General features: G+C 71.4%; 12 protein-coding genes. 11 read left to right on the forward strand and 1 reads right to left on the reverse strand.

Annotated features, from left to right (window positions below; all coding sequences use genetic code 11):
- The first annotated feature begins 48 nt into the window (after positions 1-48).
- The 6 genes from OXM58_06015 (at position 49) to OXM58_06040 (ending at position 4,443) form a co-directional block, all read left to right on the forward strand.
- A complete protein-coding gene (locus tag OXM58_06015) occupies positions 49-1,806 on the forward strand; it encodes a hypothetical protein (protein MDE0147908.1) in 1,758 nt (585 codons plus the stop codon).
- A complete protein-coding gene (locus OXM58_06020; GenBank protein MDE0147909.1) occupies positions 1,803-2,282 on the forward strand; it encodes a hypothetical protein in 480 nt (159 codons plus the stop codon). The genes OXM58_06015 and OXM58_06020 overlap by 4 nt, the downstream gene beginning before the upstream one ends.
- 159 nt (positions 2,283-2,441) lie before the next feature.
- A complete protein-coding gene (locus OXM58_06025; GenBank protein MDE0147910.1) occupies positions 2,442-2,657 on the forward strand; it encodes a hypothetical protein in 216 nt (71 codons plus the stop codon).
- 107 nt (positions 2,658-2,764) lie between these two features.
- Positions 2,765-3,502 (forward strand): DNA repair protein RadC, encoded by a 738-nt coding sequence (radC, locus tag OXM58_06030; GenBank protein ID MDE0147911.1) that lies wholly within the window; start codon positions 2,765-2,767, stop codon positions 3,500-3,502.
- Between the two features lie 45 nt (positions 3,503-3,547).
- The gene (locus OXM58_06035; GenBank protein ID MDE0147912.1) at positions 3,548-3,964 is read left to right on the forward strand and encodes a hypothetical protein; all 417 of its coding nucleotides are present in this window, start codon (positions 3,548-3,550) and stop codon (positions 3,962-3,964) included.
- Positions 3,965-3,966: 2 nt separating this feature from the next.
- Complete coding sequence (locus OXM58_06040; protein MDE0147913.1) at positions 3,967-4,443, forward strand: hypothetical protein; 477 nt, start codon at positions 3,967-3,969, stop codon at positions 4,441-4,443.
- A gap of 37 nt (positions 4,444-4,480) precedes the next feature.
- On the opposite strand, the gene OXM58_06045 is transcribed toward OXM58_06040, so the two are convergent.
- Positions 4,481-4,774 carry a hypothetical protein gene (locus tag OXM58_06045; GenBank protein ID MDE0147914.1) on the reverse strand — a complete coding sequence of 98 codons (294 nt, stop codon included), beginning with the start codon at positions 4,772-4,774 and terminating at the stop codon, positions 4,481-4,483.
- Positions 4,775-4,847: 73 nt separating this feature from the next.
- Between OXM58_06045 and OXM58_06050 the strand changes: the two genes are divergently transcribed.
- The 5 genes from OXM58_06050 to OXM58_06070 form a co-directional block, all read left to right on the forward strand.
- Entirely contained in the window at positions 4,848-5,540 is a 693-nt protein-coding gene (locus OXM58_06050; GenBank protein MDE0147915.1) for an SOS response-associated peptidase, read from the forward strand.
- 191 nt (positions 5,541-5,731) lie between these two features.
- Positions 5,732-6,253: a hypothetical protein gene (locus tag OXM58_06055; GenBank protein MDE0147916.1), complete on the forward strand. Its 522-nt coding sequence runs from the start codon at positions 5,732-5,734 to the stop codon at positions 6,251-6,253.
- Between the two features lie 3 nt (positions 6,254-6,256).
- Positions 6,257-6,901: an antitoxin of toxin-antitoxin stability system gene (locus OXM58_06060; GenBank protein ID MDE0147917.1), complete on the forward strand. Its 645-nt coding sequence runs from the start codon at positions 6,257-6,259 to the stop codon at positions 6,899-6,901.
- Positions 6,902-6,998: 97 nt separating this feature from the next.
- Positions 6,999-8,027, forward strand: coding sequence for a hypothetical protein (locus tag OXM58_06065; GenBank protein ID MDE0147918.1), 1,029 nt, complete (start codon positions 6,999-7,001; stop codon positions 8,025-8,027).
- Between the two features lie 539 nt (positions 8,028-8,566).
- Positions 8,567-11,648, forward strand: a 3,082-nt coding sequence (locus tag OXM58_06070; GenBank protein MDE0147919.1) for a strawberry notch family protein, incomplete at its 3' end; no start/stop codon positions are given.

The raw sequence follows: 11,648 nt of genomic DNA on the forward strand, positions 1-11,648 counted from the left end.
TGGCCGGCGGGGCGTTTTCGTTTCCGCATCCCGCATGGAGGTCCGCCCATGAACCGCACGATCCGCGCCCGCATCCACGAGAGCGCCGTCAAGCGGGTGACCCGCATCTACGCCGCCACTCTCGCCGACATCTTCGCCGAAACCCTGCAGAACAGCCGCCGCGCCGGCGCGACGCGTGTGCGCATATCGGTTGCCGCGGCCGCCGCCCGACCGGCCGGGATCGATGCCGCAACGGGCAAGACGCCGCTCACCGTCACGATTACCGACGACGGCGCCGGCATCGCCGATCCGGCCGTCCTGTTGAGCTTCGGCGAGAACGGCTGGGACGACGCCCTCGTCCGGCGCGAGGACGCCGCCGGCTTCGGCTTCGCCAGCCTGGCGCGCCGCAACTGCACGGTTTCGTCCAGGCCGCGGTTGCCGGACGGGGAGATTCTGCCCGGCTGGCACGTCTCGCTGTCGCCGGAGCATTTCCTCGGTGAGGCGGACGCCGAGGTCTGCGCAGACGAGGATGCCCCGTACCCGCACGGCACGGCAATTTCGTTCCGGGCGACGGAGGCCGCCGCCGCCGTCCGCGTCGCGGCCGAGATCGCCGCCCGGCACTACCCGCTGCCGGTCGCGTTCGACGACCGCACGGACGGAATTGCCGCCGCTGTAGAGTTGCCGCGCCGCGCCTTTCTCGACGGCGCGGTCCATGCCGAGCCGTGGCGGGGCCTCGTCTTCGGGGTCTTCCGCAACCGCCGCAGCGGCTACAACGACCCCGACCTTAACTTCTTCGGCCTCACCCTGCCGGTGAAGCTGCTGACCGTCGAGACCGTCCACGGCCCGGCCTGGAGCGTGCTGGCGGATGTCGACGACTGCCCCGATCTCGAACTCGTGCTGCCGGCCCGCAAGGAAGCGGTCGAGAACGCCTTCCTCGAGGACATGCGCGCGGCCGCCCGGCTCGCCATCTACCGCGCCATGGCGGCCGATCCGAACCCGCGCCCCACCTTCGAGGACTGGACCCGGGCGCGCGACGCTGGCATCGGGATCGCGCCGCCGCCGGCCGTGCTGCGCCCCTGGCGGGCCCCGGTCGCCAATGTCGACGACTGGCGCGATCCGCCGAAGCTCGCCCCGGTGGACCGGCATGCGCTGCTCATGGACTGCGATCCCGAGCCGCCCGAGGCCCAGGCGCTGTGGCGCGCCGCCGAGCGCAACGGCGTCGCGCCGCGCCTGTTCGAAGGCGACCGCCGGCTGGAGGGCTATGCCTGGTACGACGCTCTCCACCGAGCGACCGGCATCGCCGTCGAGGTCACCCTGGACGGGACGCCGTATGCGCTCGACGACGCGCCGCTGACGGAGCCGACGGGGCCGACCGCCGCCGATCTGCCGCCCAGGCCGGACGCGGTCCGCATCGACCTCGCCGTCCGGGCGGCCGACGGCCCGGCGGACGCCCTGCGCCTGCCGGCCGATCTCGCCTTCGCGGGCGAGCCCTGGAACTGGTTCCGCGATGCCCTGCCGCTGGTCGCCGCCGACAGCGCGCTCCGGCCCCACGAGCTCGCCGCGCTGCTCCGCAACGGCTTCTTCTCGCCCTCGGACGAGGCCGAGGCGGACAGCTACGAGACCCAGAGCGACCGCTTCGACGAGGACGCGCAGCACCTGGCGACGCGGCTGCTGATCGGCGACGACGAGGCCTGCCGGCAGTCCATCGCCGAGGCCGTGCGGCGCGAACTCATATGGTTGGCGCCGGAGGACCGCGCCGTCGACATCCGCATCCGCCGGCCCGACGTGACGGTGACGCTCGCCGCCGCCGGGGAGGCCGCGCCATGAGCCGGCAGTTCACGGTGCAGTGCGGGTACGCGGCCTGGTACGCGAACACCGTCACCGTCGAGGCGGACACGCTCGACGAAGCCCTAGAGAAGGCCATCGCGGCCGCAAACGAGGACGCGGCCGGCTGGCGCGCCCTCGATCATTGCGGAGAGACATTCATCCAGGCCGTAAGCCAGGGCGCGGGTGTCGACCCGTGGGGCGACGGCTCGCTGCCGGTGCCGGACCGCTTCTCCGAGCACGGCGCGCCGCCCGTGGTCACCCTTACCGGCCCGGTTTCGCCCGGCGCCGTCGAGGTCTCGGGCGGCCGGGCGCTGGTGCGCATCGCGATCGCGGCCGGCACGGTGACGTCCGAACTCCGCGACCCGCCGCATCCGCCCGCCAACAAGCCGCTGGTGACGGTTTGCGTCGATCCGGACGGCAGGCCCGACGTCCGGGTCGAGGGAGGCCGCGCACGGGTACGCATCCTCGACCGCTGATGCCGCCGACGGCCGTCCGCCGCCGCCGATCCTTCCACACCGATGCCCGTCCCGCTCCGCCCGGAGAGGAGGCCGGCATGCGTCCGGCCGAGGCGGGGCCGGGGCACGGGAGCGTCCCGGTCCGGCCTGTCCGGCGTCGAGCAACAGGAGGTCCAGCTCATGAAGCCTGCCGCTGTTCGAGATACCGCCGCAATCCCGGCCGCGCCGCCCCGGCCCGACGACGAGGCCCGGAAGCGCGCCATCGCCAATGCCGTGTGGACCGACCTGCTCTGGCTCATGCCGCCGGACCGCACGGTCACCATCGCCGTCACCGGCGGCGACGTCGCGGTCAAGTTCGGCCCGCGCGCACCGGCGCCGGAGGTTCCGGCCCACTGACCCGGCCGGGCGCCGAATCCCCGCCGCCATGACGCCCCGTCCCGCCCGCCGGCAGCACATCCGCCCGGCGCGCAGGTCTTTCCGTTCGACCCGATGGAGGACTTGCCATGCCCGACGCACCGGGCTTCGACGAGATGTCGCTCTACGACGTGCCCGCCGCGCCGGCCTCCGTCAGGCAGGCCCATGCCCGCCGCCGGCTCCAACGCCGCTTCCTGCGCGCCGGGCGCGAGGCCGTCGACGACCGCGACCTGCTCGAACTGCTGCTCTCCGGGCGTCATGGCGCGGATGGCACCGGAGATTCGGCCGGCGCTCTCCTGGACACCTTCGGCACTGCGCCGCGCGCCCTTGCGGCCCGGCCGGACCGGCTGCGCGCCGTGCCCGGCCTGTCCGAGGACGCCGTCGCCGCCCTCAAGGCCGCCGAGGCGCTCGGCATCCGCATGGCGCGGGCGGAGATGCCGGAGACGGTGCGCCCTTCCTTCGGCCGCTACGACAAGGTCATCGAGTACTGCCGCGCCCTCGCCGGCCACCGCGAGGTCGAGGAGTTCAGGATTCTATACCTGAACCGCAACAACCGGATGATCGCCGACGAGTGCCACCAGAAGGGCTCCGTCTGCCACGCTCCGGTCTACCCCCGGGAGATCTGCATCCGCTGCCTGGAGCTTCAGGCGACCGCGATTATCGCTGTCCACAACCATCCCGGCCACTGTCCCGAGCCGTCCAGGGCCGACATCGACATGACGAAGCGCATCAAGGACGCGTTGAAGACCATTGAGGTCACGCTGCTCGACCATGTGATCGTCACGCCGACCGGCGCGGTCAGTTTCCAGGCCCGCGGTCTGCTCTGACAGGCCGCAGCGACCGTCTTACACTCTCCCGCGAGGAACCCGACCATGCCCAATCCCGGCAACGCCCCCGCCTTCGATCCCGTGGTCTCGGTCTACACCCGCGCCGAGGCGATCGAGGACGGCATCCTCGTCGACGTCACCGAGACCGCGCGCGAGGCGGGCTTCAGGATTCCCGTCGCGGTCACACGCAGCGTCTGGGACCGACTCGTCGCCTTGCCCCAGGGCTACCTGGGCTTCCAGGACGAGAGCGGACGCCTGTGGGACGTGCTCTGGATGGCGCGTTTCTACGCGCTCCGCGCCTCGAACAGCGACCGCGTGCGGATGTGCGTGCTGGTGCGCGACATCCGCAAGGACCTGCGCGACAGCCACCGCCCGCCCCGCAGGCACTTCCCCATCGTGGCCATCGGCGCCGGCGACCGGGGAGAGCCGGTCATCACCGTGATGTTTTCCGAGGACGACTGAGCATGCAGACCCTCAGCCCCGAGCAGCAGCTCGATATCGCCCGCCGCGTCCACGAGACCCTCGACCTCCCGAAGCGCTGGCACCGGGGCGGGTGGGGACGCGACGACGACGGCGACGTCATCGAGTTCGACGGCGGCTTTCACGTCGTCGACGACGACTCGGTCCGCCACCCGCCCGCCTTCCGCCTCGCCACGCCCGAAAGCCCCCGCTGCTTCTGCCTCGGCGCCACCATCCGCATTCACACCGGTTGGGTCCTCCATAGCGATCCGTCCTATACCGGCGATGCGACCGAGACCATGTGCGCCGTCTACACCAGGCTCGCCGGCATCGACACCGGCGGCCGCGAACGGGACCCGGCGGTCTCCGAGCCCCACCTCAACAGTCTCATCGAATGGAACGACTCCAACGAGCGTTCCTTCGGGGACATCCGCGAACTCACCGTCGCCGTGCTGCGCCACCTCGACGCGCAGCGCCGGTGATCCGGGCCTCCGAAGACCGCGCCCGGCGCCTTCGGCTTCAGGCAGACGGGTCGTCGGCCTCCGGCGGCGCCGCGCGCCCGTCGCCGCCGCGGCTCTCATGCAGCGATCCCCAGGGGGCGGGCGTGCTGTGGCCGGGGCCGCGGGGCCGTCTGAAACACTTCATGCCGCAGAGCTCGAAATGGTCCACCACCGCGGCAGCGATCGGTTTGAGCCGGTCGTGGTCGCCGGGTACGCGCTTCTTCGGCCAGAGACGCTCCGCCTTGCGCAGCGCCATCTCGATGGTGAACAGCAGGTCGTCCCGGGAGATCGGGCGGGTGTAACGGTCGTCCATGCGGCGAACCCTATCATTAGAACATTATAAGAACAACATGACAGCGCGCCGTCGGTGAGGCTAACGTCGTTCAATGTGTGGTCGATTCACGCAACTTCGATCCTGGGCGGAACTGCACGAGCTTCTCGACCTCGTCGGCGCGCCGCTCAACCTGCGGCCCCGCTACAACGTCGCGCCGAGCCAGGACGTGGCGGTCGCGCGCGCCGCGGAGCAGGGCCGCAGCCTCGCCGTGCTGCGGTGGGGGCTGATTCCGGCCTGGGCCAAGGACCCGGCGATCGGCCACAAGCTCATCAACGCCCGGTCCGAGACCGCTGCCAAGAAACCGTCCTTCCGGTCGGCCTTCCGCCATCGCCGCTGCCTGATCCCGGCCGACGGCTTCTACGAATGGCAGCGCCGGGGCGGGGCCCGGCAGCCCTGGCTGTTCGGCCTCCGGGACGGCGCGCCCATGATCTTCGCAGGCTTGTGGGAACGCTGGACCGTGCCCGACGGCGCGGCGCTCACCGGTTCGCTCGCCGAGCGCAGTCCCGGCGATGCGGTCGAGACCTGCACCATCCTCACCACCGCCGCCAACGAGGCGGTGGCGACGGTCCATGGCCGCATGCCGGTGATCCTGCCGCCGGACTCATGGGATGCCTGGCTCGCGGGCGACGAGGTTCCCCTTGGTCCGTACCCGGCGGACGCCATGACCGCCCATCCGGTGAGCACGCACGTCAACCGACCCGCCAACGACGACCCGCGCTGCGTCGAGCCGGTCCCGCTGACCTGAGCCCCGGCCGCCCGGCGGCCTGACCCTCCCAAGACGAAAATCCCGTTCCGGGGCGGCCCTGCCATTCCCTGCCGCACCGCCGCGCCTTTCGCCGGCCGGAGTCCGGCCAGCCGGCGCGGGGCGGGCCGACGGTGCTGCGCGGGAGGGTCCGCCGCGCCGGACGCCCGCGCCCTTCCAGCCCGGAGACCGCCATGCTGCACAGGATCACCGGCCGCGCCGTCAAGTGCGGTCCTTCCGCGATTTCCGCGATCGCCGGCGTGCCCACGCACGAGGCCGCCGCCGCCATCCGCCGCCTGTTCGACCGGCCATCGGTCAACGGCGTCCACATCGACGAGCTCGCCGCCGCCCTGGAAGAGTTCGGCTTCGTTCCCGACTACGCGCTGCGCCATCCGAACTACCGCGAACGCCCCTACGCGCGCCGCCAGGAGGTGTGGGAACGCCTCTTCGCGGACGTGCCGTTCGAGGTCCGGGCGGTCACGCTCGGGACGCTCCTGGACGCCGCGCCCGCGGGCGCATGGGCGGTCTCGGCAGGCAATCACTTCGTCGCCTGCGGGGACGGCTTCGTCGCGGATTCGGGTGCCTGGTTTTTCCGAAACCCAGTCCCCTGGTCCCGCGCCAACCCGGACCACCGCCGCGTCGCCCTGCGGCGCGTCCAGGAAGCCGTCCGCTTCGTGCCGGTTGCCCGGCGCAATCCCCGGCCGGAGGAGTGCTAAGCCATGCCCCGGATCATCGAAACCACGGTCTACACCATCGACGAGCTCGCCGACGCGGCGAAGGACAACGCCCGCCGCTGGTATCGCCAGCAAGGGCTGCACGACAACTGGTACGACTTCGTCTACGAGGATTTCGGGACCATCTGCCGGATCCTCGGCATCGCGCTCGCCACCAGGCCCGTCAAGCTCATGGGCGGGGGCACGCGTGACGATCCGCAGGTCTATTTTCGCGGTTTCCATTGCCAGGGCGATGGAGCGTCCTTCTTCGGCGCCTACAGCCACGCCCGAGGCGCCTGCAAGGCCATCCGCGCCCATGCGCCGACGGACGAAGAGTTGCACCGCATTGCGGATGCGTTGCAGGCCATCCAGCGGCGCAATTTCCACCAGCTGCACGCCTATATCGGTCAGCAGGGCCGCTACTGCCATGAATACTCCATGGCGATCGAGGTCGAGCGCGACAGCCCGACCTGGCAGCCAATGACGAACGGCGCGGAAGACACCGTGATCGAGGCAATGCGCGACCTGGCGCGCTGGCTCTACCGCCAGCTCCGCTCGGAATACGAGCACCAGACCTCCGACGCCGCCGTCGACGAGATCGTCCGAATCAACGAGTGGACGTTTACGGCGGACGGGACGCGCTTCGGCTGACCTTGCCGATCGTTTCGGGCTGTCCCGCCCGTCATTGACAGGGCCGCGCGCCGTCGGGCAATCCTCCCTCCAAATCGCGGACGAAACAGAGCGCTTCATGCCCGATCTCTACGCCATCAATCTTCACCTGCAGGAGCGGCTCGAAAGCGACTGGCGCGACGAAGTCCGAGCCGTCGAGGCCGCGCGCTGGCTCGACAACGCCGGCCTGTTGACCGACCGGAAGGACGGTCTCCCGCTCCGCAACCTCCTGCGCGCCGGACGCATCGCGGGCCAGGAACAGCGTCCGGACAAGAAAAACGGCGCATGGTTCATCCGCCGCCTCGCGGCGTCCCGCGACCCCGACGCGATCCGCGAGGCCCGCGAACGGCTGCGCCGCTGTCTCCCCATCGACCGCGACGCCTTGTCGCCCGACTGGCCGGTGAACCATGGGCCCGCCGTCTTCTGGCAGGAACTCGGCAAGACGGTCGCGGCCTTCGGATACCTGGAGCACATTCTGGCCTCCGCCTGCCACGCGCTCCTCGCGACGGGGGAAAGGGCGGTCGCCCTTCTCCAAGCGGACGACCATGCGGCCTTGTCCCGGTGGTGCGAGCGACTGCTGCGCTCCCGGGTCGATCCCATGCACGGCCTTACCTCCGAGCTCGATCGAGTGCTGCGGGAAGCCGGCCGGGTTCCGCACGCGGTTCGCGAAACCCTTGTTTCCGAACTCAGGGAACTGCGCCCATGGCGCAACGCGCTCTGTCACGGCGCTTGGCTCAGCATCGGCGAAGACGGCTCCGGCCATCTTGAACACCTCTACTTGGCCAACGGCGTCCCCGTCGCGTTCGAGCGGAACGTTGACGTCAAGCGCCTGTCCGACGTCCGCGCCCGGACGGTCGAGGTCACCATGCGCGTCGCCGAAGCCGCCTCCGTCGCCGGGCCCGCCTACACCCATATGGGCGGCACCGGTTACGCCCTCGCCACTGTCATGCCGCGCGTGAACGCGCCCCAGAGCGCCCCTCCCGAACCGGACCTGCTGGACGCGGCGCGGCGCGCGGTCCGGCGCGACGACGCCCGTTGCCAGGAAATGCTCACCCAGCGCCTGGCGGGACGCGATATCGGCGGGGTCTCGCCGACCGAACCGGAATAGCGACGTCTCTCGACCTCCTCGGCCGGCCGCGCCGGGTGCCGCTGTCGGGCCGCGTCCCGGCGGCTTGCCGAAACAGCGCATCCCGCAGAGTTCGATGCGGACCAGTGAGTCTCTGGCAACCGGTTCCAGCGGGTCGCGATCGCCCGGCAGGCGACTCTCCGGCTATAGCCTGCTCGCCTTGCGCAGCGCCGTTTCGACGGTGAACGGCAGGTCATCCCGCGAAACCGGGCGGTTGAGTTTCCCGGTCATCGTTTGAGCGACCGCAGAAGGACACTACCAGAGCATTAGCCGCGGCCGATTTCGCCGCAGCCGACGCATTCCGTCGTCAGGACTGAACGCCCTCGCGATCCGCCTGCCGCTTCCCGGGCCGACCGCCCGCCGTTCCAGCGGCTTGTTCCTTTCATCCCCGCATCTCCGTGCGTCTCGGCGCCGTCAGGACGGCCAGCCGGTCGGGGGCGGTCCGGCGCCGCGGGGCGGGAGGCTCTGCTTCGCGTCCAGTCCGCGCCGGTCCCAGGCCCTTCCCGCTCGGAGACCGCCCCATGCTCGACGCCCGCCTGGCGCCGGATGCCCTCGCGCGTCCGCCCCTTCCCGCTGCCACCGACCCGCCCGCACCGCCGGTCCGTCCGTCCGCGGGCGACGCCCTGTTCGCCGCGGCCTACGCCCTGCTGCCGAGGCTGGAGGGCGGCAAACTGCTCGATGCTGCCACGCTGCGGGACGCCATGACGGAGGCCTTCGGCGCGTCCGACGCCGAGGGCGGCTGGGTCTGGAAGGACGCCTACGAGGCCGCCGAGGCCGCGTGCGTGCTGTTCCTCCAACGCTACGGCCGCGGCATGCGCCGCACCTGCGGCGCCGGTGCGGACGGGCCGCGCCGCATGCTGGCGATGCTGGAGGCGGTCGCGGCGCTGGAGCCCTCCCACACCAGGCGGTCCGAAGAGCAGGTCCGGCTCCAGCAATTCTCGACCCCGCTGCCGCTTGCCTACGCCGCATTGCAGGCCGCCGCGATCCGGCCGGGCGATGTCGTGCTGGAGCCCAGCGCCGGCACCGGCATGCTGGCGGTGATGGCGGAATGCGCGCTCGGGAAGAGCGCCGCCGGCCAGCTCCATCTCAACGAACTGGCGCAGACGCGGGCGCGGCTGCTGACCAGGCTGTTCCCGCAAGCGGTCGTGACCGCCTTCAACGCCGAGTCCATCGCGGACCGGCTGCGCGACGTCCGGCCGGCCGTGGTGCTGATGAACCCGCCCTTCTCGGCAACGCCGGGCGTCGACCGGATCAGCCACGACGCCGACCTGCGTCACGTCCGCTCGGCCGCCTCGATGCTGCCGCTTGGCGGCCGGCTGGTGACCATCACCTCGGCCCACTGCGTGCTGGGCGACGCCGTCGGCCGCCTCGACCCGCCGGCGCGCTGCGTCTTCACCATGGCGATCGACGGCCGCGCCTATGCACGGCGCGGCACCGGGTTCGACACCCGCCTCACCGTGCTGGAGCGCGGCGACGGGCCCGCTGTCGCGCTGGACGGGACCGCCCGCGCCGCCGACGCCGCCGAGCTGCTCGATGCCGTCATCGCGCAGGTGCCGAAGCGCCAGCCGATCGCGCCCGCGCCGGTCCCGGCCGGCCCGGCCCGCGACCTGTTCGGCAAGCCGGTCGCGCCGAAGCCTGCAACGCGCCGGGGTCCCGGGCCCGCATCGACGCCCGAGACCCGCCTATCCCATGACTGGGGGCCGGTTTCCGAGCTCACGGTCGAGACCGGCCCCGTCGAACCTGCCGCCGATGTCGATTCCTCTGCCAACGACACCGGCCCTTACGTCCCCTGGCGGCCGGGTGCCGTGCGGGTGCCGGGCGCGGTCGAGCACCCGACTCCGCTCGTCCAGTCCGCCGCCATGGCCGCCGTGCCGCATCCGGCCCCGGCCTACCGCCCATTGCTGCCCGAACGCGTCGTGACCGAGGGCCTGCTCTCAGACGCACAACTGGAGAGCGTCGTGCTGGCGGGCGAGGCGCACTCCCGCCATCTCGACGCCTGGTTCCACATCGGCGCCGGCTGGGAGACCCTCCTGCCCTGCCCGGAGGACGACCAGGAGGCCATCGAGGTCCCGTTCCACACCCAGGACGGCGAGGCCCTGTCCCGCGTCGTCTGCTTCCGCCGGGGCTGGATGCTGGGCGACGGCACCGGCTGCGGCAAGGGCCGCCAGGTCGCCGCCATCATCCTCGACAACCGCCTGCGCGGCCGCAAGAAGGCGCTCTGGCTCAGCCAGTCCGACAAGCTGCTGGAGGACGCGCGGCGCGACTGGACCGCCCTGGGCGGGCTGGAGAGCGACGTCATCCCGCTCGGCAATTTCCGCCAGGGCGTGGAGATCCCGCTCGACGAGGGGATTCTCTTCGCGACCTATGCCACGCTGCGCTCGCCGTCGCGCCAGGGGAAGCCCTCGCGGCTGGAGCAGGTCGTCGAATGGCTCGCGGGCTCATTGGACGAGGAGGACCGCCACGCCTTCGACGGCGTCATCGTCTTCGACGAGGCCCACGCGATGGCGAACGCCGCCGGCTCGAAGGGCGCGCGCGGCGAGGTCAAGCCCTCCCAGCAGGGAAGGGCGGGACTGCGCCTGCAGAACGCGCTGCCGGATGCCCGCATCGCCTATGTGTCAGCCACCGGCGCGACGACGGTGCCGGGATTGGCCTATGCCGGACGCCTCGGCCTCTGGGCTGCCGGCGAGACGCCGTTCGAGACCCGGGTCGAGTTCGTCTCCGCCATGGAGGCCGGCGGCGTCGCCGCGATGGAGGTCGTGGCAAGGGACCTCAAGGCGCTCGGCCTCTACCAAGCGCGTGTCCTGACCTATGACGGGGTCGAGGTCGACATCCTCGAACATCCCCTGACGCCGGAGCAGCGGCGCATCTACGACGCCTATGCCGGCGCCTTCAAGATCATCCACAAGAATATCGAGGAGGCATTGAAGGCCACCGGCATCGTCCAGGGCGAGGACACGCTGAACCGGAACGCCAAGTCGGCGGCATTGTCCGCCTTCGAGGGCACCAAGCAGCGCTTCTTCGGCCATCTGCTGACCGGCATGAAGTGCCCCAGTCTGATCCGCGCCGTCGAGGCCGATCTGGAAGCCTGCCGGTCGGCTGTGGTCCAGCTGGTTTCGACCGGCGAGGCGCTGATGGAGCGGCGGATATCGGAGATTCCCGCTTCCGAATGGGACGACCTCAACATCGACCTGACGCCCCGGGACGGCATCCTGTCCTTCCTGATGCACGCCTTCCCGGTGCAGCTCCAGGAGCCCTTCACCGACGACGACGGCAACCTGATGAGCCGGCCCGCGACCGACGCCGAGGGCAACCCCGTCATCTGCCGCGAGGCCGAGCAACAGCGCGACGCCCTGATCGAGAAGCTCGCAGCCCTGCCGCCGGTGCCGACGGCGCTCGACCAGGTCGTGCAGCAGTTCGGGCACGAGGCGGTGGCCGAGGTCACGGGCCGGTCTCGGCGTGTGCTCAGGATCACCGACGCCCGTTCGACAGGCTCAGGGCAGGCTCCGGGCGAGCGGCTGGCGCTGCGCAGCCGGCCGGCCTCCGCAAATCTCGCCGAGACCGCCGCCTTCATGGACGGCGAGAAGCGCATCCTGGTGTTCTCGA

It is taken from the genome of Rhodospirillaceae bacterium, from assembly GCA_028819475.1.
Taxonomy (GTDB): domain Bacteria; phylum Pseudomonadota; class Alphaproteobacteria; order Bin65; family Bin65; genus Bin65.

What these genes read in the sequence shown, in the direction of transcription:
- OXM58_06015 (MDE0147908.1), top strand. Translation starts at nt 49, where the DNA reads ATGAACCGCACGATCCGCGCCCGCATCCACGAGAGCGCCGTCAAGCGG.
- OXM58_06020 (MDE0147909.1), top strand. Translation starts at nt 1,803, where the DNA reads ATGAGCCGGCAGTTCACGGTGCAGTGCGGGTACGCGGCCTGGTACGCG.
- OXM58_06025 (MDE0147910.1), top strand. Translation starts at nt 2,442, where the DNA reads ATGAAGCCTGCCGCTGTTCGAGATACCGCCGCAATCCCGGCCGCGCCG.
- radC (MDE0147911.1), top strand. Translation starts at nt 2,765, where the DNA reads ATGCCCGACGCACCGGGCTTCGACGAGATGTCGCTCTACGACGTGCCC.
- OXM58_06035 (MDE0147912.1), top strand. Translation starts at nt 3,548, where the DNA reads ATGCCCAATCCCGGCAACGCCCCCGCCTTCGATCCCGTGGTCTCGGTC.
- OXM58_06040 (MDE0147913.1), top strand. Translation starts at nt 3,967, where the DNA reads ATGCAGACCCTCAGCCCCGAGCAGCAGCTCGATATCGCCCGCCGCGTC.
- OXM58_06045 (MDE0147914.1), bottom strand. Translation starts at nt 4,774, where the DNA reads ATGGACGACCGTTACACCCGCCCGATCTCCCGGGACGACCTGCTGTTC.
- OXM58_06050 (MDE0147915.1), top strand. Translation starts at nt 4,848, where the DNA reads ATGTGTGGTCGATTCACGCAACTTCGATCCTGGGCGGAACTGCACGAG.
- OXM58_06055 (MDE0147916.1), top strand. Translation starts at nt 5,732, where the DNA reads ATGCTGCACAGGATCACCGGCCGCGCCGTCAAGTGCGGTCCTTCCGCG.
- OXM58_06060 (MDE0147917.1), top strand. Translation starts at nt 6,257, where the DNA reads ATGCCCCGGATCATCGAAACCACGGTCTACACCATCGACGAGCTCGCC.
- OXM58_06065 (MDE0147918.1), top strand. Translation starts at nt 6,999, where the DNA reads ATGCCCGATCTCTACGCCATCAATCTTCACCTGCAGGAGCGGCTCGAA.